Source organism: Gordonia sp. NPDC058843 (assembly GCF_042743165.1).
Lineage (GTDB): Bacteria > Actinomycetota > Actinomycetes > Mycobacteriales > Mycobacteriaceae > Gordonia.
Map to the genome: position 1 here is coordinate 14,134 of NZ_JBHYNC010000051.1, position 21,175 is coordinate 35,308.

Below are 21,175 nucleotides of genomic sequence, written 5' to 3' on the forward strand. Positions count from 1 at the left end.
TCAGGGCTCCTGGGTGGTCATCTGGTCTGTGCTCATGAGGTCTGGGAAGTGGGGGTCCAGCCACTGTGGCGACAGCGGCCAGTACTGGTCGTCGAGCTTCCAGTTCCATTCGCCGGCCGCGCGATACATCGCGACCTTGGTGGCGACGGGCTGGCCGAGCGCGTGGTCGGCGCTGAAGTCCATGAAGTAACCGGCGGTGTTGGGGAAGGCGAGCAGATCACCCGCGGCGGGCATCGCCGGGAAGGAGATCTTCCGTCGGCTGATCAGATCGGATTCCAGGCACAGGTTGCCTATGAGGTAACCGCTGCCGGCGTCGCGAGGTGCCGAGTTCCGCGGCACCAGGACCGGATCGAGCTGTACCCCATGCTCTTCGAGACTGACGTCGCGGGCGTTCATGTCCATCCGGATCAGCGTCTCGCCGAAAGGTGAGCTGCGGACCTCGAGTACCCGGGCCATCGCGAATCCGCACTGGTCCAGCAGCGCCCGGCCCGGCTCGATGTACAGGTCGTACATGTTCTCGAGGATGATCGTGCCGAGAGGGCGCTGCATCGTCGGTGCCGCCGCGGTCAGCAACCCGTCCAGATACGCGGGACCGGCAATCGGACGATGGGCCGGATACAGACCCAGGGTGCCCCGGAGACGACCACCGTCGTTGCGAAGTCCGTATCCGCCGCCTTGCCAGGTGATCTGATCGTGTTTGCCGAGCAGCGCGGAACCGAGTGCGGTGGTGAAGTCGTCCCACTCCGCGGCCGACGACAGGTAGTTGACCCCGTAGCCACCGCCGATGTCGAGAACCGTCGGTGCGTGTCCGCGACGGATGAACTCGTCGAGCAGATGCAGGCTTCCCTCGATGGCTCTTGTCTTCTCCGGCATGCCGACGGTGTCGAGGTGGAAGGCGACCCCACGCAGCCGCACCTCGTCGCGGAACTTGTCCAGCAGAACAATCACGTCGTCCAGATCGTCCGCGGCACAACCGAAACGTGACGGCTTGCTGAGGAGGGTGGTGCCGGCGGCGCGGAACTCGGAGAACCGCACCAAGACCTGTACCTGTGGAAGACGGGCGCCCGCGACGATGCGACCCAGGAGGGCCAGCTCGTCGACTCCGTCGACATTGACCGTGACGCCGCTGCGGGCACACAACCATACGAACTCGGGGGTCTTGGGGCCGGTCGCCATGACCCGATCGGGGCTGAACCCGGCTCCGAGTACGTGTTGGAGTTCGGCGGGGGATGCGACGTCGATGCGTGCGTCGGTGGCGGCGAGCTCGCGGACCAGGGCGCTGGATCGGTTGGCCTTGTGGGCGTAGTAGATGTGCCCGCTGATCCGATGGGAGTCCATCACTTGCCGAAATGCGGCCACGTTGTGCTGGACACGCTGTGGCAGAACCACGTTGAGGGGCGAACCCAGGGCGTCGACCAGCTGGTGCAGCATCGCGGTTTCGCCGAGCAGCGATGCGGACTCGGCCGAGAGTGCTGGGGTGAGAGGCAGTGGGGGCGAGGCGGTCATGAGGTGGTCTCCAGTTCGGGAGTGGTGGGCAGTGTGTACCGAGGCGGTTGTGGGGCAGAAACTTTCACGATGCGTCCGTCATGCAGTTCGACGATGCGATCCGCGTATCGATGCACCAGGCCGAGGTCGTGGGACACCATGAGGTAGGCCAGTCCGAGATCTGTGCGCAGATCGTCCAGCAGCGACATGATGTCCTCGCGCAACGGCGCGTCCAGCGCCGACACCGGCTCGTCGAGCAACAGCAGCACCGGGTCGAGGGCGAGTGCACGCGCGATCGCAACGCGCTGTTGCTGTCCGCCGGACAGTTCCGTCGGGCGCCGCGTGCGCAGGTCCGCGGTGAGCCCGACCCGGACCAGCAGTTCGTCGATCCGCCCGGGCCCGTTCGAAACCCGATGGATCTGCATCGGCTCGGCGATGAGCTGCGCGACTGTCATCCGCGGATCGAGTGAGTCGCTGGGGTCTTGGAAGACGGCTCCCAACCGGCGGCGGAGGGTGTGCCGGTCGCGTCGATCCAGCGATCCGACCGAGGTGCCGAGCACGTCGATGACTCCCTCGCGCGGAGTGCGCAACGCGAGCACTTGCTCGAGTACCGTCGTCTTTCCGCTTCCCGACTCCCCCACCAGCGCAACGGCCTCGCCGGCGCGGACGTCGAGGTCGATGTTCTCGCAACCGGTGGTGGACGCGCGTGTGCCGCGGACACCGCGGCGTCCGGGGTAACGCACGGTGAGTCCGCGGATGGACAGGACCGCCGGGGTATCCGGGTGTGACCGCGCAGGAGACCTACGGCCGGTGCGCTCCGTCGGTCGTGGACGGGAGCGCTTTCCGAGGACCCCGCTATCCATCTCGAGAGTGTTGTGACACAGCCGGTCGATCACCGCGGCGTCGTGGGAGATGACGAGCATCGCGAGGCGGCGTCGCTGCACGAGCTCGTCGAAGAGATCAAGGATCCGTGCGCCGACGCCCGCGTCGAGTGCACTGGTCGGCTCGTCGGCGATCAGAACGTCGGGCTCGTTGGCAATGGCGATCGCGATCGCCACCCGCTGCCGCATCCCCCCGGAGAACTCGTGCGGATATGCGCCGGCGCGACGTGCTGCGTCCGGAATCCCCACAGTCTCCATCAATCTCACGCCCTCCTCGCGTGCGGCACGGCGGCCCATACGGCGATGGATCGTGAGCGCCTCCGCGATCTGATCGACGACCGTCATCGTGGGCGTGAGCGAGGCGAGCGGGTCCTGTCCCACCCACCCGATCCGTCGGCCCCTGATGTCGCACCACGCACGCTCGTCGAGCCCGAGCAGTTCGCGACCGTCGAGCCGAACCGAACCGGTGACAGCGGCCCGCGGTGGGGTGAGCCCCAGGAGGACGGATGCGGTGATGGTCTTGCCGGAGCCAGAACCGCCGACGATGCCCATCGTCCGCCCGGCGTGTAGATCGAACGACGCCTGCCGGACCACGCGATGGCCACCGATGGCCACGGCGAGGTCGCGGGCCTCGACGATCACCGGATGCTCAGCGTTCACCACTCGGTCCCTCCAGTCGCAGACGAATTCCCTCGCCGAGCAGTCCGACCGCCATCACCGTGATGACCAAAGCAGTTGCGGGGAAGACGAATACCCACGGAAAGGTGACCGCGGAGGTGCTACCGATCGAGAGGAGCGTGCCCAGCGACACATCCGGCGGTTGGACGCCGAATCCGAAATAGCTCAGCCCCGCTTCGGCGATGACGGCCGTGCCGACGGTCAGCGTGACGTCGATGACCAGAAGGGGCAGCATGTTCGGTACCAGGTGACGGCAGATGATGCGAACCCGCGAGGCGCCCATGGCGGTGGCGGCGCGGACGAAGCCACTCTCGCGCAGGACCAGAGTGCGGGAGCGGATCATCCGCGCCGGGAGCATCCACTGGAACGCGGCGATGGCCACGACCAGCAACAACCAGGAACCGCCGGCGAACATCGGGGACAGCACGGCGACGACGACAATGGGTGGTAGCACGAGCAGGACATCGACCGTCCACATGGTCATCCCGTCCGCGCGACCGCCGAGCAATCCCGCGAACGATCCGACGAGCGCCGCGAGCGCCGTGGAGATCAGCGCTACGGCGACGCCGATCAGCAAAGACTTTCGCATGCCGTGGAAGGTCTGTGCCGCAACGTCTTCGCCCAGCCGTCCGGTACCGAACCAGTGCTCGCCTCCCGGGGGGTTCAAGATGGCGTCGTGACGCTGGGTCAGATGGTCGGAACCCGCGAGGACGGGTCCGAGCACAGCTGCGATCAGCAACAGCAACAACAACACGGCGCCGGTGGCGGCCATCATGGTTCCGCGTCGAGGGGCGAATCCGCCTGGCACCACTTCGTCGGCGGTGAGCAGGGTCATCGCACACCTCGAATCCGGACGCGGGGGTCGAGGCGGGAGACGACCACATCCGAGGTGAGCCCGGCGAGAACGACGAGTACCGCGAAGAACAGGGTCACCGACGCGACGACGGTGGCGTCATGGTCATGGATCGCGGTGAGCACCCAGTCACCGAGACCGTGCCAGCCGAAGACCCGCTCGGTGAAGACGCCGCCGGCGAGGTGGATGCCGAAACTGAAGGCGAACAATGAGATCACCGGGACCAGGGCTGACCGTAACCCGTGTCGCCAGAAGGCCTGTCGGTCGGACAAGCCCTTGGCGCGGGCGGTGCGGATGTACTCGCTGCCGAGTACGTCGACCGCGGCCGCCCGTTGATACCGCGCGAAGAACGCCAACTGGGGGAGGGCGATACAGATGGTGGGCAACACGAGGTGCTGCACTCGGTCGAGCAGGGCAGCGCCACCGGACAAGTCGGCGCCGACGGTCTGCTCGCCGGAGAAGTAGAGGATCTGCTGACCGGCCATCGTATTGACCGGAAGCCAGAGCATCTTGAGCAGAGTGCCCAGGACGAAGGTCGGGATCGCGATCAGAGCCAGCGTCCACAGCAGTGAGAACTGGTCGGCGCCGCGACGCCGCGACATCGCCCCGCGGACCCCGAGAACGACCCCGACCGTCACCGCGACCGCGGCGCCGATCAGGTACAGGCGCAAGCTCGTGCCCGCGCGACGCCACAACTCCTCGGACACGGGCTGATTGGCCACGGTCACGCCGAGGTCGCCGGTGGGGAGACCCGACAGCCAGTGCAGGAAGCGTTCGTGGATCGGCAGGTGCAGACCCAGCCGATGGGCCTGCGCGTCGATCACCGCCTGCGGTGGGCGCGGCTGTCGGGTCTCGAGGTCCGCCAGGGGATCGAAGCTCCACGACGCCAGTGCATAGGCGACGAAGGTCGCCGCCAGACACAGGCACGTCGCCCCGATCACCCGGCGCAGGATCACTGCTGCCAGCCCGCCTTCTCGAAGCCGTACGCGCCGAGACCACGTGCACCGTAGTTCGCCAGGTCCGCACGCACCGCATACGCACCGGACTCGGCGTAGGTGGGCAGGTGGTGAGCGTGTTTCCAGGCGAGCACGTCGATCTGGTTCGCGATCTCGTTGCGCTTGTCGGCGTCGAGCTCGGCAAGCCCCTGGTCGTACAGCGCGTCGATCTCCGGGATGTGGATCCGCCCGTAGTTGCTGCCGAAATCGTCGCCCTCCACCTTCTGGAACACCGGACGATCGTGGGCGAACGGGGACGCGGACTTGGTCCACTCGAACGCGGCGATGTCGAAGTTCCCGGGCAGGAGATTGGCGTCGTAGAACTGATCCGGCGACACCGAGACAACGTCTGCCGTCACGCCGACCGCTGCGAGCTGATCGCGGACGACACCGGACACCGTGTTGCCGACCGGGGTGTTCTGGGCGAGCAACCGCAACGTCAGCGGGGTGCCGCCCTTGACCCGGACGTCACCTTCCCGAACCCATCCGGCCGCGTCGAGAGCCTGCCCGGCAGCCTCCGGATCGAAGGGCAGGGTTGACGAGTTGTCGACGTAGCCGGTGTCGGTCGGCGGCAGGATGTGGTTGCCGACGGGCTTTGCGCCGGGGACGATCTCGCCGAGCAGAACGCTGGTGATCGCGGCCGGATCGATGGCTTGTGCGACGGCGACGCGGACCTGCTCGTCGGCGAGGATCGCACCGTCGGCGCCGTTGAACGTGAGCTGGCCGGCGCGTCGCTCGGATGCCTGCCGGATCTCCACGCCGTTGATCGACATCGCCCTGGTGAACAGGTCGATGTCACCACCGATCGGGTACAGGTCGATCTCGCCGTTGGCCAGCGCGTCGGCTCGAGCCGCGGGATCCAGTGCACGGAAGGTGATCTGGTCAAGCGGCGGCGTGGTCGCCCACCAGTCCGGGTTGCGCTTGACCACCACGCTCTTGCCCACCGGGTCGACCCGGTCGACGACGAAGGGACCGGACGTGATGGTCGGCGCGTTCAGCCAGCCGGTGTTGAAGGTCTCGGGATCGCCGGTCACCTCCTTGGGCACGATCAGGTTGAACAGGCCCTGCCATTCGGCGAACGGCTCGGCGAACGTGACCACCGCCTGCTGGTCGGTGTCGCCGCGGGTCACCGATTCCACGGCGGAGTAGCCCACGGAACTGTAGCCCTCGAACGCCGCGTTCGCACCGCTGAGTGCATCCACCTGGGAACGGAGGTCTTCCCAGTCCAGAGGCCGCCCGTTGGACCAGGCCGCGCCGTCGGCGATGGTGTAGGTGACCACCTGCGGCGACTCCGACGTCAGCTCGACGTCGGAGAAGAAGTCCTCCGCCAGAACGTGTTTGCCGTCTGCTCCGTCACGGAATGCACTGGGCAGAATTGCTTCGGACAGCTGCCAGGTCACCACCCGCGCGCCGTTGACCTGCAACGGGTTGTAGTTGGTCGGCAGTGCGTCCACCGGGATCCGGAGTTCACCGCCGTCGCGCAGTGATCCGACCTCTTGGGCGTTGATGTCCTGCGCCTGAGCGGACGGTGTCTCGGCGGATTCAGATGTCGAACTGCAGCCGGCGACCAGCGCCGCTGTCAATGCCATGCCGACGACGACGCGTCGACCCCAGGTGACTCTCATGACTGTGTGGTTGCCCCTTCGATGCCGCACGTGGTGCGGTCGCTAATGCTAATGACAATCATTATCAATAGCACACCGTAGGAGGTTGCGGAGAGTCCAGCTCATGGCGGTAGTGGGATCAGGTGGCGGCGGGGTCTCCCACGCCCCCGGTGATGGGGATGATCAGCTGCGATCGGGTGTCGGGTCCCCAGTGCACGGTCGTCCGTCCGCGCGGACCGCGTTCGTACGCAGCGGGCGCATTGCCGGTGAGCGGGTTTCTCGGCCACAGCCATCGGCCGGCGATGACCAACCTGAGTTGGTCGCCGGCACGGAACGCGGTGGCGGACGGGCCGAGTGGGATGTCGACCGGCACGACCTCGCCCGGTCGCAGGGGTCGGCGACGCTCGAAGGTGGGGACCGGCGCGTGGGGTGTGGACAGGTCGGGGTCGAGCTCGCGCATGGAGGCACGCATCCACCCGGTGGTGACGCGGTCACGTCCGAATCCGTAGGAACCCTCGAACGGGACATACTCTGCGCCGCGCCACTTCTCGAGACCGACGAACAGGTCGACGTCGTCGGCATCCTCCACGGAGACGAACAGACGCAATGCCGCCGGGCCACACACCTCGGTGTCGGCGGGCAGGGTGAGGCCGAACCGCACCCCGTCCTCGGCCGGATCGAACGAGATCGAGCCGGTGTCGGGTTCGTCGGCTGTGAGGCCTCCGTGGCCGAGGTGCAGCGTCGTCCATCGCGTCCCGGCCGGCGGCCACTGGGTCTCGTCGCGGACCTCGACGATCTGGTCCCGGCTCTCCCGAACCTCCAGCCTCACAACCGGGAGCGTCGGCACAGTGACGTCGTCACGGAGATGTCGTGCGAGGAAGGCGATCTGAGATCGCTGCGCCTCCGAGGAGTAGAACGTCGCCCATTTGCCACCGCGATGGGTGTAGAGGTGCTTCTGGGTCGACGCGATGTTCTCGAAGCCACGCATGGACCCGCGGCTGTGCAGGTTGTTGTCGGAGAAGCTGCCGCAGATGAGGGCGGGCACCTCGATCGCGGCGAGGTCGGGGACGAGAGATCGCCAGTAGTCGTCGCGGGTCGGGTGTTGCGCGCTCTGGACCGCGATGTCGTAGGCCGAGCGATTCGACCGCACGCCCCTGCTCCACATCCGGACGAAGCCGACCTCCCGAATACCTCCGGGCCGCAACAGGTCTCGGTAGGCGTCGGTGAAACCCTCCCACGGGACGATCGCGACCAGGTGCGACGGGCGGCATGCGGCCGCCTTCCATTGCGCGATCGCGAGGTACGAGACACCCAGCAGGGCGACGCGGCCCGTGCTCCACGACTGCGTGCCCGCCCACTCGATCAGGTCGTGGACGTCCTCGCCCTCCTGGTCGGCGAAAGGGCGGCCGACGCCGTCGGAGTGACCGCATCCGCGGAGGTCGGCATTCACCACGACGTACCCCTGCCCGGTCCAGAACGCCGGGTCGGGCGCCTCCCAGGTGGTCAGCGCGGAGAACCGCACCGGCGAGGTCTGCCGCAGGGCGCGGTACTGGAACGGCAGCGAGTAACCCCTGCCGAACCGTTTCCTGGCCGGGACATTGTCCTTGCCGTAGGGGTGAGCACTGAGGATCACCGGGAACGGACCGTCGCCCACCGGGCGGTGGACGTTGGCCCGCAGGACGGTGCCGTCGCGCGTGCCGACCTCCACGTCGCGTTCGACGACGATCGAGTCCGGGTCGGGTTCGAACACCTCGACCGGTGGCCGGAGTATCCCGCGCAGACGCGTCACCGCGTACCGGGCTGCACCCGGACGTCGCCACGGGCGGTCGAGCGCCGCTGCGTCCGAAGGCGTCGGAGGCAAGTGTGGCGATGTCCGGACCATGGCTTCTCCTGCCGTTCTGGGCGCGCGAAACGTTCCTCACCGTACGGGGGGTTTCGGTTCGCTGGGCGGTGTCCGCCAAGGGAGGCCGCATCCTGGTACATGTCCCTTTCGCATGCGAACATGTGTTCTATGCGTATCGAGCGGCGGGAGCGGCAGGACTCGTCGATCCTGCACGCCGATCTCGACTCGTTCTACGCATCGGTGGAACAGCGGGACGATCCCACTCTGCGCGGTCGTCCCGTCCTCGTCGGTGGGGGAGTCGTCCTCGCCGCGAGCTACGAGGCGAAGGCCCGCGGAGTGCGCTCGCCGATGCCGGGTCACGAGGCGCGCGCGCTGTGCCCCGACGCGGTCGTCGTGCCGCCGCGCTTCGAGGCCTACATGGAGGCGAGCCGCGAGGTCTTCGACGTCTTCCACGACACCACGCCCGTGGTGGAGGGGATCTCGGTCGACGAGGCGTTCCTCGACGTCGGGGGTCTGGGTCGGATCAGCGGTACGCCGCACGACGTCGCGGAGACGATCCGGCGTCGTGTCCGGGAAGAGGTCGGGCTGCCCATCACGGTCGGCGGCGCGCGCAGCAAGTTCCTCGCCAAGGTCGCCAGTGCCGTCGGCAAACCCGACGGTCTGCTGATCGTCGCGCCGGGTACCGAACTGGAGTTCCTCCATCCGCTTCCCGTCCGTCGGCTGTGGGGCGTCGGTCCGGTGACCGAGGCCAAGCTGCACGACGCGGGAGTCGAGACGGTGGGTCAGTTGGCCGCGCTCGGGGAGCGGTCATTGCGCGGCATCGTCGGGTCGGGGGCGGGACGGCACCTGTTCGCCCTGTCTCTCGCTCAGGATCCGCGTCGCGTCGAAACCGGGAAGCGGCGCAGCTCGATCGGCTCGCAGCGCGCCCTCGGGCGTCGTCCGAAGTCCGAGGCCGATCTCGAGGCGACCATCACCGCGATCGTCGAACGATTGGGCAGACGACTCCGGGCGGCCGAACGCGTCTGCCGCACCGTTGTTCTCCGGCTGCGCTTCGACGATTTCACCCGCGCCACGAGATCCCGCACCCTGCCCGAGCCGACCGACCGGACCGATCTGCTCATGGCGTCGGCTCGTGGCCTCCTCGCCGATGCGATGCCGATCATCCGGGAACGGGGATGCACCCTCGTCGGGTTGTCGCTGACCAACCTCGACGACCACGACAGCATCCAGCTCACCCTGCCCTTCGATACGGACCACCCCGGCGCCGGGAACGGAGCGAGCGGGCCGACATCAACCGCGGAGGAGCTCGACGCGACGATGGACCTGCTGCGGGATCGATTCGGCCGCGACTCCGTCACCCGCGCGGTCCTCATCGGACGCAACCACGGCGACGACGCACCGATGCTCCCCGACTAGGCATTTCGGCGCAGAAGTGCGCGCAATCTTCGCCATTGCGGCCACGAAACGCGGACTCGGGCGGCGCCTGCGCGAAAAGCGCAAAACGATACTTATGCGCCCAAGCGTGACTGTGATGCCGGTTACGCCAACACTTCTGGTGTGACCACCGATGTGGTCGTCCTCACATCCGCATCAGAATCGAGTAGACAATGCTGGTAGCACTCGGCCTCGGGATGGTGGCCACCTTCATGGTGCTGATCATCACCAAGCGGGCGACGCCCGTGGTGGCGCTGATCCTCGTCCCCGTCGCATTCGGCCTTTTCGCCGGTGCCGGCCTCGGTATCAGCGACATGATCACCGACGGCATCAAGGACCTCGCCCCCACGGCGGCGATGCTGTTCTTCGCGATCATCTTCTTCGGCATCATGATCGACGTCGGCCTCTTCGATCCGGTGGTACGGGCGGTCGTCCGGGCGGTGCACGACGACCCGGCACGCCTCGTCGTCGGCACCGCGGTGCTGGCCGGTGTCGTGTCCCTCGACGGAGACGGTTCGACGACCTTCATCATCACGACGGCCGCCCTGCTGCCGCTGTACGTGAAGCTCGGTGTCAGCCCGGTCGTCCTCACCGTAGTCGCCGGACTCACCAACGGCACGATGAACATCCTGCCGTGGGGCGGTCCCACCGCTCGCGCCGCGAGTGCGCTGAACATCGACACCAACGATGTCTTCGTCCCCATGATCCCCGCGCTGGTCGCCGCCCTGGTGGTCGTGCTGCTCTTCGCCTACCACCTCGGAGTGCTCGAGCGCCGACGCATCGGCAAGCTGGAGATCAGGGAGTCGATCCTGGCGCCGAAGGAAGAAGTGCTCGTCGCCGCCGGCGGCGGAACCGGTCTGCCGCCCAAGGGCCGTCGGGCCCGTGGTTCGGGTTCGGCGGGGACCGGTTCGGCCGGTTACGACGACGCCCCCACCGGGGACCACGATCTCAGCGCGACGTCCGCGGGATCGGATGACGGCGAAGACCGCGACGACTCCTTCTCCGGAGTCCTCGACCCCAACCGGGAAACCCTGCGTCCCAAGCTCTTCTGGGTGAACGCCGGACTGACCGTGGCCCTGCTGGGCATCCTCGGTGCCGACGTCGTCGCCATCCCGGTGCTGTTCATGATCTTCGCCGGCATCGCCCTGGCCATCAACTTCCCGCACATCAAGCACCAGCAGGAGGCCATCACCCGGCACAGCTCCAGCATCGTGTCGGTGGTCGCCATGGTCCTCGCCGCCGCCGTGCTCACCGGCGTCTTCAACGGCACCGGGATGGTCGACGCCATCGCACACTGGCTCGCCGACGGCATCCCCGACTGGATGGGCCCCCACATGGCCATCGTGATCGGCGTGCTCTCCATCCCGCTCACGTTCCTGATGAGCAACGACGCCTTCTACTACGGCGTGCTGCCGGTGCTGTCGGAGACCGCGACCCGCTACGGCATCGACCCCACCGAGATGGCCCGCGCATCGATCACCGGCCAGACCGTGCACATGCAGAGCCCGCTCGTGCCGGCGATCCTGCTGCTCGTCGCACTGGCCGGGGTCACGCTGGCCGACCACCACAAGAAGGTCCTGTGGCGAGCCACGGTCGTCTCCCTGGTGATGCTGGCGGTGGGCGTGCTGGTCGGAGCGATCCCGTTCTGACCGGCCCCGCCCGGTGCGCCAAGGTCTGCAGCCGCACGCGGCGATCCGTCCCGACGGATCGCCGCGTCGGCGTGCCCGGCCTCGGCGTCGGTCGCCTGCTGCCGAGACACCACTAGGCTGACGTCATGCGTTTGCGGACGCAGGTGCTGCTCCTGCAGCTGGCGGTGATCGCGGTCAGCCTCGTCGTCGGCTTCGGCGTGTTGATCGCCGGAGCCGACGACCGCGTGCGGGACGAGTACGCCCAGCGTGCCCTGGCGATCGCCCAATCGGTTGCCGGCGACGCCGAGGTCCGCAGTGAGGTGGCCGCCCATCCGGGTTCTTCGGTCGACGCCGCCGACCTGCTCGACGGCCCGCTGCAACGTCAGGCCGCCGAGGTCCGGGCCCGCACCGGCGCCCTGTTCGTCGTCGTCGGCAACGATCGCGGGATCCGTCTTGCACACCCCGAGCCCGCCGAACTGGGGAAGACGGTCTCCACCGACCCGTCGAAGGTGCTGGCCGGATCGAACGACGTCAACACCGACCGCGGCACCCTCGGCGAGTCGGTCCGGGCCAAGGTTCCCGTCTACGGCGCGGACGGCGCCGTCGTGGGGTTCATCAGCGTCGGCGTCTCCACCGAACGGCTGGGCTCGGAGACCCGCAGCGACATCATCGCCACGTCGCTTCTCGCCCTCGCGGCACTCGGGATCGGCGCGGTGGGTTCGGCGTTGCTGGCCCGACGGTGGCGTCGGCTCACGCTCGGTCTGGAACCCGACGAGCTGGCCGAACTCGTGCGCGAACAGGGCGCTGTGCTGCACTCGATGGCCGACGGTGTGCTCGCGGTCGACGCCGAGGGCATCGTCCGCGTCGTCAACGACAAGGCCCGGGGACTGCTCGACATCGACGCCCCCGTCGGCACTCCTGCCGCCGACCTGGGCCTCACGCCGCGGGTCGCCGCGGTCCTGGCCACCCCGACCGAGGAACCCCTCGCTGCGAGCGTCGGCGAACGGGTCGTCCTGGTGAGCTCACATCGTGTCCGCGCCGACGGCCGTGATCTCGGCATGGTCTTGTCGGTGATCGACCGCACCGATGTCGAAGCGCTCAGCCGCGAGGTCGACTCCATCCGGTCGATGAGCACCGCCCTGCGGGCGCAACGTCACGAGACGGCCAACCGGCTGCACGTTCTCGCCGGGTTGCTGCGGCACGGGCACGCCGACGAGGCGCTCGCCTACCTGGATGAGGTGACGGGGACCGGTCCAGGGGGAGCCCTCCTCGCCGGACTCGACAACGTGCGCGAGCCACACCTGCACGCGTTTCTCGACGCGAAGGCGGCCCAGGCGCGCGAGCGTCGCGTCACCCTCCGGCTGGGAGATCAGACATGGGTCGAGGGCGTGCTGACCGAGCCCGTCGTCGTCACCACCGTCCTCGGCAACCTCGTCGACAACGGGATCGAGGCCGCGGCCGGCTCCGGCGCGCCATCCGGAGCTGCACCGGGCGACGCCGAGAGCGGCGAGGTCGAGGTCGAGGTGATCACCGACGGCGACACCATCCTGGTCACCGTCGGGGACTCCGGGCCGGGCATCTCCTTCGACGATCCCGACGACGTCTTCGCCGAGGGTGCCACGACCAAGACCGGTGCGCACGTGCCGGGCGGCCGCGGGATGGGCCTCGCGCTCACCCGGCAGATCGGGCGTCGGATCGGGGGCGACGTGTGGGTCGCCGATCGGGGTGGCCGCCCCTGCGGGGATGGACAATTGTGCGGCGCCGTGTTCGTCGCCCGCCTGCCGGGCGTGCTCGCGCCGACGGACCCGGCGGGCAGCGGTGCCGACGAATCCGGCGGCGCAGACGAGTTCAGCGAGACCGACGAGCCGGGAGGCCCATCATGACCGACGACCTCGGCGTCCTCATCGTCGACGACGACTTCCGCGTCGCTGCACTGCATTCGATGATCGTCGACGCCGTGCGGGGGTTCGCCGTCCGTGCGCGTGCGGGGAGTATCGGTGCCGCACGGCAGGCGGTGGCCGAGCACCCCGACATCGATCTCGCGCTGCTCGACGTGTACCTGCCCGACGGCTCGGGCATCGACCTGGTCGCCGAACTCGACTGCGACTGTTTCATCGTCGGCGCCGAGACCGACGCATCGGCGGTGCGCGCGGCAATGCGCGCCGGCGCGCTCGCGTACCTGATCAAACCGTTCGACGACGCCGACCTCGCGCGGCGGCTGGCCGGCTACGCACAATATCGGCGGGTGTTGGCGGGTGAGAACGTCGACCAGCATGCCGTGGACGCCGCACTCTCGGCGTTGCGGTTCGGCACCCGCGCTGCCGATCGGGCCGAGAGCGGTTCGCCGACCGAGCAGCGCATCCTGGCGCTGTTCGCCGCCGGTGCCCCGCTGTTCGCCGACGACGTGTCCCGTGAGATCGGCGTCGCGGCACCGACAGCCCGCCGGCACCTGGCGAACCTCGTCGCCGCCGGACGCCTCAGGATGACGTTGCAGTACGGCACCACCGGCCGGCCCCGGCAGGAATATCGGCTGCCCGGGGCGTGAGGCGAGTTCGTCGACACCGGGTCGCGGTGCGCGGACCGGCCACTAGAGTGATGACTCATGACGATGCAGCGGGAAGCGAGCGGGCCGAATGTCACCGGCGCCGGGAGCGAAGCGAGCGGGCCGAGAGTCACCGGCGCCGGGAGCGAAGCGAGCGGGCCGAAAGTCACCGGCGCCGGGAGCGAAGCGAGCGGGCCGAAAGTCACCGGCGCCGGAAGTCCGGATCTGATCACGGTCGACGTCCCGACGCATTGGTACAACCTCGCGGCCGAACTCGACTCCCCGATCCCGCCGCACCTGCATCCCGGCACCAGAGAGCCGGTCGGTCCGGATGATCTCGCCGCGTTGTTCCCGAGCGGACTCATCGCGCAGGAGGTCTCCACCGAGCCCTACATCGAGATCCCCGATCCGGTGCGCGAGATCTACCGGATGTGGCGGCCGTCGCCGCTGATCCGCGCTCGCCGCTTCGAAGAGGCGCTGAACACCAGGGCGCGGATCTACGTGAAGTACGAGGGCGTGAGCCCGGTCGGTAGTCACAAGACAAATTCGGCTGTCGCGCAGGCGTATTACAACAGTCTCGACGGTGTCACCAAGCTGACCACGGAAACCGGCGCCGGTCAGTGGGGAAGTGCACTGGCTTTCGCGGGGGCGCAGTTCGGCATCGATGTCGAGGTGTGGCAGGTCCGCGCATCGTACAGTTCGAAGCCGTACCGCGGCTTCCTGATCCGCACCTACGGCGGCACCATCCACCCGAGTCCTTCCGACTTGACCGAATCGGGTCGCGCGATGCTCGCCAAGGATCCCGACACCACCGGGAGCCTCGGCATGGCGGTCAGTGAGGCCGTCGAGGTCGCCGCCGCCAACGCCGACACCCGGTATGCGCTGGGTAGCGTGCTCAATCACGTTGTGCTGCATCAGAGCGTCATCGGGCAGGAGGCCGTCGAGCAGCTGAACGCGGTCGAACCGGGCGGTGCCGACGTCGTGTTCGGTTGCGCTGGAGGCGGTTCGAATCTCGCCGGGTTGTCGTTCCCGTTCCTGCGGGAGAAGCTGCACGGACGCTCGGACCCCCGCGTCGTCGCCGCCGAACCCGCCGCGTGCCCGTCGATCACGCAGGGCGAGTACCGCTACGACCACGGTGATGTCGCCGGGCTCACTCCGCTGCTCAAGATGCACACGCTCGGAATGGATTTCGTGCCCGATCCGATCCATGCGGGCGGTCTGCGCTACCACGGCATGGCGCCGGCGCTCAGTCATACGGTCGAGCTCGGTCTGGTGCAGGGCGTCGCCATCTCCCAGCATGATGCGTTCAGTGCGGGCGTTCAGTTCGCCCGTGCCCAGGGCATCGTCCCGGCCCCCGAATCCACCCACGCGATCGCGGCCTGCGCCGCGCATGTCGCCGACAGCGACAAGGAAGAGGTCGTCGTCATCGGGCTCTCGGGTCACGGACAGCTCGATCTGCCCGCCTACGCCGAGTTCCTCGAGGGCAACTTCTGAGTCGACCCGGCTCAGTGATCCCGGACATGCGAACCGTCGGCGTCGACCTGTCCGCATCGCCGGTGAAAACCGCTGTGGCATGCGTGGATTGGCATGCCGGCGGGGCGGCTCTGACCGAACTCGTCGTGGGCGCGGACGACGAAGTCATCCGGCGCCTCGCGGAGGGGGCGACCCGGATCGGGATCGACTCGCCGTTCGGGTGGCCCGAGGAGTTCGTCGGCTTCGTCGTCGCGCATCACCACAACGAGCTGGGGACAGGACGCGAGCTCGACGACATCGCCCGGCGTCGTCCACTTGCGTTGCGTCGCACCGATCTCCAGATCGTCGAGTCGGGGCTCGGCCGGCCGCTCAGTGTGTCGGCCGACCAGATCGCGCACGTGGCGTTCCGATGCGCCGGGTTGCTGGCAGATCTGGGGGTCGACGACCGCGTCGACGGGTGGGCGGTCGAGGCGTATCCCGCGGGTGCGCTCAAGCGATGGGGACTGACCTCGCGTGGATACAAACGCGCCGCCAACGCGCCGGTTCTCGCCGAACTCGTCGAGGCCCTGGGGACGGCGGCGCCATGGCTCGAACTCGGGGACCATGCCGAGACGATGGCCCGCGACGACGACGCGTTCGACGCGGTGATCACCGCGTTGATCGCGCGTGCCGCCCAGCTCGGCCGGACCACATCGCCGACCGCCGCCGACCGCCCCGTCGCCGCCCGCGAGGGGTGGATACACGTACCCACCGTCGGGCTGGCGGAACTGATCTGAGTGCCGGCCCGAGTGCGACTCAGTCGAGCGGCAGCCTCATGAGCACCCGCGGGAACCCGGCGAGGACCGACGACGTGTCGGCTGCCTTGACAAAACCGGCCTTCTCGAACAGCCCGCGGGTTCCGACGTAGGCCATCGTCAGATCGACCTTGGCGCCCTGGTTGTCCACGGGGTATCCCTCGATGGCCGGTGCGCCGTTCGACCGCGCGTAGTCGACGGCCCCGGCGAGGAGCGCATGCGAGATCCCCTGTTTGCGATGACCCGGACGCACGCGGATGCACCAGACCGACCACACCGGGAGGTCGTCCACGTGGGGGATTCGCCGGTTCCGCGCGAAGCTCGTGTCCGCGCGCGGCGACACGGCCGCCCAACCGACGACCTCGCCCGCGTCGTCGTAGGCGAGCACGCCCAGAGGAATGCCGCTGTCGCACAGCTCTTTCACGAACTCCCCGCGCTGCTCGCGGACCAGTTCCTGATTCTGTTTGCTCGGAATGCGGTAGCTCAGACACCAGCAGACGTTCGACGTCGGTTTCTTCGGACCGACCATCGTCGCGATGTCGTCGAAGATCGCCGCGGGGCGGACCTCGATGGGCATGTGCACCATCGTCGCCGGATTGCCCCGGGACGGCAAGCGTGCGACCGTCAGCCCGCGGGACCGGACCCGAAGACCGTGCGATACCAGATGGCGGTGAGGATCTCGATCGCGGTCTCATCGTCGGGGACGGGCCCGGCAACGTCGTCGCGGACCGCGAGCCAGGTCCAGCACGTGGATTCCAGGGTTGCGACCAGGGCGGAGGCGAGCGGTTCGAGCGGTAGCCCGACGGCATAGCCCGCGCGCTGCGCCCCGCGCAGCCCGGACAGCACCTGTTTGACGCCGGACACCCGGTTGGCGTGCCATCGGGCGCGAAAGTCGTCATCGAGCATCGACATCTGGAACAGTCCGATGATCTCGGGCAGGTACTTCTTGTATGTGGTCCAGTAGGCCGTCACGGCGGCGCGGACACTCGCCTCCGGATCGGTGTGCCGGGTCGCGAGCGACTGCTCCACCACTTCTTCGGAGAACTGGTCCAGGAGCGCCTCGAGTAGTCGGTCCTTGCTGTCGTAATAGTTGTAGAACGAGCCCGTCGACCGGCCGGCTGCTGCCGAGATGTCGGCGATCTTGGTGTTCAGGTAGCCCTTCTCGGCGAAGGTCCGACGTGCCGCGTCGAGAAAAGCGGCTTCGGTCTGGCGTCCCTTGTTCGTCGGCGGCACCGTGAGCTCCTTCCACGCACCGATCACTCATCGAACCACCGGATCGTCCGGTGGCCGCACGCGGATCATACCGAGACGTGACCCTTGTCATCTCCTGAAACTGAATCTAGCATCAGAAAATCGCAGACAACGGAGGAGTTCGCTGTGGAATCGTTCATCCAGCACCGCAAGGGGCGTACACCTCGGCAGGTTCATCGAGATGTCGAGGACCTGAAGGACGATGAACTCGGACGGTACGGATTCACCGGCCGCACGGCACATCTGTACCGACGCAACGACCCGACTCAGTTCCGGGCGGTGGGCACTCATACCGGGGTGGATCGGGTCGTCACCGACCTCGCTCCGTCAGACGAGGCCGATCCCGCGGGCGAACCCCTCCTGATGTTCCACAACGAGGACTGTCGCATCTCGTTGAGCCGACGCGTCGAGACCGCTCCGTTCTGGTTTCGCCCCGTCGACGGCGACGAACTCGTGTTCGTCCATCAGGGCGTCGGTTACTTCGAGACCGAGTTCGGCCGATTGGCTTATCGCCCTGGTGATTACGTGTACATCCCGAAGGGGTGCACCTACCGCCAGGTACCCGACGGTCCGTCGTTGCTACTCATCATCGAGGCGGTCGACGAGTTCCGGGTTCCCGAACCCGGGGTGCTGGGCCGGTTCTTCCCCTTCGACTCGTCGCTCGTCGTCGTGCCGGAGGCGGAGGCGTTCGACGGTGACGGGCGAGACGAATACGAGGTGCGCTTCCGGCAACGCGACGGGCAGACATCGCTCTTCTACCCCTTCCACCCGTTGGACGTCGAGGGCTGGCGCGGAGACAATTTCCCCTTCACGTTCAACATCGAGGACTACGACGTCATCACCTCCGAGACCGTGCACCTGCCACCCACGGTCCACCTGTTCATGCAGGCCACGGGGGTGTACGTGATGAACTTCCTGCCGCGTCCGGCAGAGTCGCGCCGGGGGGCCGAACGCCTGCCCTGGTACCACCGCAACACAGACTTCGACGAGATCGCATTCTTCCACGGCGGCAGCATGTTCGGCGTCGGCATGCCGCCCGGCCTGATCTCCCACGCGCCGCAGGGGATGCATCACGGAATCCCGGAGCGGGCGCGGGAACGGTCCCGCCGCAAGTTCGACGACTTCGATCGCGTGGAATGGCAGGTGATCTCGATCGACACGCGTCGGCGACTCATCGCCGCTCCGGCGATGCTCGACTCGGGCCTACCCGACGCCGCGCCGGCCGAACGGGGGTCGCGAGTATGAGTGCCCCGGCCGACCCGACTCGGCACGAGTACGATCGCATCCCCTATCTCGTTGTCTTCGAAGACCTCTCGGCCTACCAGGACACCTACGGCGGGGTGACCGAGAGTGTGGTTCTGGAGAGCTACCTGCTCCGGCCCAGGGGCGTGCCGTCGAAGAACGTCATCGTCTTCATGCATCCGATCGGGGGTGGTGCGTACTTGCCGATGACCAACGCGCTCGCGCGCGCCGGTCACCATGTGATCTATTGCAACAGCCGGTATCGCGGCGTCGACAGTGCCTTGATCATGGAAAAGGTCGTGCAGGATCTCAGTGCGTGCGTGCAGGATGCGCGCGACCGGCTGGGTTACGAGAAGGTGATCCTCGCCGGCTGGAGCGGTGGTGGCGCTCTGTCGCTGTACTACCAGCAGCAGGCGCAGCATGCGACGGTCACCGCGACGCCTGCCGGCGAACCCCCGGACCTGACCGCCCTCGACCTGCCGGCCGCGGACGGCGTGATGCTGCTCGCCGCGCACGTCTCGCGACACGGGACCCTGACCGAGTGGATGGATCCGTCGATCCTCGACGAGTCCGATCCGGACAGACGCGATCCGGAACTCGATCTCTACAATCCGTCGAATCCGAACCAACCGCCCTACTCCGCGGAGTTCCTCGACCGGTACCGTGCGGCGCAGATCGACCGGAACCGGCGGATCACCGCGTGGGTCAAGGAGCAACTCGCCGATCTACGCGGACGGGGTGAGCCGCTCATGGAGCGAGGGTTCATCGTCCACGGGACCATGGCCGATCCCCGCTGGCTGGACCTCAGCGTCGACCCCAGTGATCGAGAGCTCGGTTGCTACCTGGGCGATCCGCGGATCGTCAACATGGGTCCGGTCGGACTCGCGCGGTTCACCACGCTTCGAAGTTGGCTGTCGCAGTGGAGCTTCGACGACGCCAACGGGGATGGTCTGCGGTGCGCCGCCGATCTCGCCGTTCCGACACTGGTCATCGGCAACTCCGCCGACAACGCGTGTACACCGAGCCACACGCACCGGTTGTTCGACGCGGTGGGGCACCCGGACAAAACCCTGCACACGATCGTCGGTGCGACGCACTACTACTCGGGTCGCGACCAGATCCCGCACCTGAAGGAGGCGGTCGGAATCATCACCGACTGGCTGCGCGAACGGTCGTGGGTCGGCTGACGTCCGTAGTGGCTGAAAACCGCCCCAGGGAGGCGCCCGAGAGCGGGTCGCGACGAGCATATAGCTCGTCGTCGAGCTGTGGAGGGTTGTTCTCTGGGGTGCATTTCAGCTGACGGTCCAGGCGTTCGACGGCTGGACCCGAAGTCGGCACTGCGTCAGGCGGTCGGTTCGGTCGACGTCGATGCTCGAGTCGATGTGCGGGCGGTGCCGCGGCTGCGGTGATAGCCCTGCTGCACCGTCCGTTGAATGTCTGCGTACGTCGCCGCCCACCCTGTGAACACCTGTGCGTAGGTGAGGCGCATGGTCAGGTAGCCGAGTGACGTGAGTTTGCGAGTCCGGAGCCGGTCGGTTTCGTAGTTCGCTTCTCCGGTGTGATGGGCACGGCTGTCGAGTTCGATGACCAATCGGTTGCCCACCAGCAGGTCGACGAAACCGACAGCGGGCACCTCGTGCTGCACTTCGACCGTCAGCCCCGCACTCCGAAGGCGCAGGCGTGCAGCAGTTTCGGTACCGGAGCCGGCGAGGCGTTCGCACTTGTCGACCGCGCGCCTGAGGGTCATCGGCGCCGACCGGAACTCCGACCTGAGGTCGTCGATGGTCAACCGTCCGTTGTTCAGCGCGGAATCGCACAGGATCACGAAGCCTTCGACATCGAAGCATCGCGCTGCGTACTGCAGAGCTGTCGGCACGTCGTCGACTGCTGCGGTTGCCGGAGTGGGACGTCCGTGGCGTCGGCAGCGGTCGTGAGAGTGTCGTCGTTCGTACCGTGTAACTCGTGAGTGCAGGACCGTGGAGTGCTCCGGAACCCACAATCCATGTCGGCGAAGGGCGGTCGCGCACGACACCACTCCCTCGTCGGCAACCGCACGCACCACCTCAGGATCCGCGGCGGGAACCTGGTACCAGCCGTGTCGGATTCGGGTCAGCGCACCGGTGTCGACGGCGCGCCGAATCGATTCGGTGGTCTCACCCGAGGTGATCATCTGCCGGGTCGTGACCACTCCCCCGTACCGATCGATGAGCTGGTCGAAGTCCATGTGTCGAGTGTGGGTGTGCGAACCGCGTCGCGTGGTCCTGCTACGAGGCGCTGTGGAGAGTCCGAGGCGTTGTACACAGCGTCGGCGCCCGCGGCGTCTCCGGACCGCGACTGAAAAGCGCCCCAGGGTTCAACCCCAGGGCGGTCGGTGATCGGCGGATTCAACCGGTCGCTGCAACAGCGGGATCGGTTGGCCCTGAGCGTAGTAGTTCGTCGAGTTTGTAGGCGGGACTTCGAAAGCCGTGTCGT

At 67.7% G+C, this 21,175-nt stretch carries 17 protein-coding genes; 8 read left to right on the forward strand and 9 right to left on the reverse strand.

Going from position 1 to position 21,175, the window contains the following annotated elements; all coding sequences use genetic code 11:
- From ACFW3F_RS22560 to ACFW3F_RS22585, 6 genes are all read right to left on the reverse strand, one after another.
- Entirely contained in the window at nt 1–1,506 is a 1,506-nt protein-coding gene (locus ACFW3F_RS22560; protein ID WP_388061419.1) for a Y4yA family PLP-dependent enzyme, read from the reverse strand.
- A complete protein-coding gene (locus ACFW3F_RS22565; protein ID WP_388061421.1) occupies nt 1,503–3,026 on the reverse strand; it encodes an ATP-binding cassette domain-containing protein in 1,524 nt (507 codons plus the stop codon). The genes ACFW3F_RS22560 and ACFW3F_RS22565 overlap by 4 nt, the downstream gene beginning before the upstream one ends.
- Nucleotides 3,016–3,879: an ABC transporter permease gene (locus ACFW3F_RS22570; RefSeq protein ID WP_388061423.1), complete on the reverse strand. Its 864-nt coding sequence runs from the start codon at nt 3,877–3,879 to the stop codon at nt 3,016–3,018. Before ACFW3F_RS22570 ends, ACFW3F_RS22565 begins: the two co-directional genes overlap by 11 nt.
- Nucleotides 3,876–4,838 (reverse strand): ABC transporter permease, encoded by a 963-nt coding sequence (locus ACFW3F_RS22575; RefSeq protein ID WP_388061425.1) that lies wholly within the window; start codon nt 4,836–4,838, stop codon nt 3,876–3,878. The genes ACFW3F_RS22570 and ACFW3F_RS22575 overlap by 4 nt, the downstream gene beginning before the upstream one ends.
- Nucleotides 4,839–4,849: 11 nt before the next feature.
- Nucleotides 4,850–6,517 (reverse strand): ABC transporter family substrate-binding protein, encoded by a 1,668-nt coding sequence (locus tag ACFW3F_RS22580; RefSeq protein WP_388061427.1) that lies wholly within the window; start codon nt 6,515–6,517, stop codon nt 4,850–4,852.
- Between the two features lie 118 nt (nt 6,518–6,635).
- Nucleotides 6,636–8,378 (reverse strand): CocE/NonD family hydrolase, encoded by a 1,743-nt coding sequence (locus ACFW3F_RS22585; RefSeq protein ID WP_388061429.1) that lies wholly within the window; start codon nt 8,376–8,378, stop codon nt 6,636–6,638.
- Nucleotides 8,379–8,507: 129 nt separating this feature from the next.
- On the opposite strand from ACFW3F_RS22585, the gene dinB reads away from it, so the two are divergent.
- From dinB to ACFW3F_RS22615, 6 genes are all read left to right on the forward strand, one after another.
- The gene (dinB, locus tag ACFW3F_RS22590; RefSeq protein ID WP_388061431.1) at nt 8,508–9,755 is read left to right on the forward strand and encodes a DNA polymerase IV; all 1,248 of its coding nucleotides are present in this window, start codon (nt 8,508–8,510) and stop codon (nt 9,753–9,755) included.
- 191 nt (nt 9,756–9,946) lie between these two features.
- Nucleotides 9,947–11,422, forward strand: a complete 1,476-nt coding sequence (locus ACFW3F_RS22595) for a CitMHS family transporter (protein ID WP_388061433.1) — start codon at nt 9,947–9,949, stop codon at nt 11,420–11,422.
- Between the two features lie 125 nt (nt 11,423–11,547).
- Complete coding sequence (locus ACFW3F_RS22600) at nt 11,548–13,284, forward strand: ATP-binding protein (protein ID WP_388061435.1); 1,737 nt, start codon at nt 11,548–11,550, stop codon at nt 13,282–13,284.
- Entirely contained in the window at nt 13,281–13,946 is a 666-nt protein-coding gene (locus tag ACFW3F_RS22605) for a response regulator (RefSeq protein WP_388061437.1), read from the forward strand. The genes ACFW3F_RS22600 and ACFW3F_RS22605 overlap by 4 nt, the downstream gene beginning before the upstream one ends.
- Nucleotides 13,947–14,003: 57 nt before the next feature.
- Entirely contained in the window at nt 14,004–15,437 is a 1,434-nt protein-coding gene (locus ACFW3F_RS22610; RefSeq protein ID WP_388061439.1) for a TrpB-like pyridoxal phosphate-dependent enzyme, read from the forward strand.
- Between the two features lie 26 nt (nt 15,438–15,463).
- Nucleotides 15,464–16,192 (forward strand): DUF429 domain-containing protein, encoded by a 729-nt coding sequence (locus ACFW3F_RS22615; RefSeq protein WP_388061440.1) that lies wholly within the window; start codon nt 15,464–15,466, stop codon nt 16,190–16,192.
- A 19-nt stretch (nt 16,193–16,211) separates the two neighbouring features.
- Here ACFW3F_RS22615 and ACFW3F_RS22620 read toward each other — a convergent pair whose 3' ends face one another.
- Complete coding sequence (locus ACFW3F_RS22620; protein ID WP_388061442.1) at nt 16,212–16,787, reverse strand: GNAT family N-acetyltransferase; 576 nt, start codon at nt 16,785–16,787, stop codon at nt 16,212–16,214.
- Nucleotides 16,788–16,834: 47 nt separating this feature from the next.
- Nucleotides 16,835–17,443 carry a TetR/AcrR family transcriptional regulator gene (locus ACFW3F_RS22625; RefSeq protein ID WP_388061444.1) on the reverse strand — a complete coding sequence of 203 codons (609 nt, stop codon included), beginning with the start codon at nt 17,441–17,443 and terminating at the stop codon, nt 16,835–16,837.
- Between the two features lie 144 nt (nt 17,444–17,587).
- Here ACFW3F_RS22625 and ACFW3F_RS22630 point away from each other — a divergent pair, with 144 nt between their 5' ends.
- Both ACFW3F_RS22630 and ACFW3F_RS22635 read left to right on the forward strand, forming a co-directional pair.
- A complete protein-coding gene (locus ACFW3F_RS22630) occupies nt 17,588–18,706 on the forward strand; it encodes a homogentisate 1,2-dioxygenase (protein WP_388061446.1) in 1,119 nt (372 codons plus the stop codon).
- Nucleotides 18,703–19,890 carry an alpha/beta fold hydrolase gene (locus tag ACFW3F_RS22635; protein ID WP_388061448.1) on the forward strand — a complete coding sequence of 396 codons (1,188 nt, stop codon included), beginning with the start codon at nt 18,703–18,705 and terminating at the stop codon, nt 19,888–19,890. The genes ACFW3F_RS22630 and ACFW3F_RS22635 overlap by 4 nt, the downstream gene beginning before the upstream one ends.
- A gap of 155 nt (nt 19,891–20,045) precedes the next feature.
- On the opposite strand, the gene ACFW3F_RS22640 is transcribed toward ACFW3F_RS22635, so the two are convergent.
- On the reverse strand, nt 20,046–20,927 hold the full coding sequence (locus tag ACFW3F_RS22640) for a type IV toxin-antitoxin system AbiEi family antitoxin domain-containing protein (protein ID WP_388061450.1): 882 nt from the start codon (nt 20,925–20,927) through the stop codon (nt 20,046–20,048).
- Between the last annotated feature and the right edge of the window lie 248 nt (nt 20,928–21,175).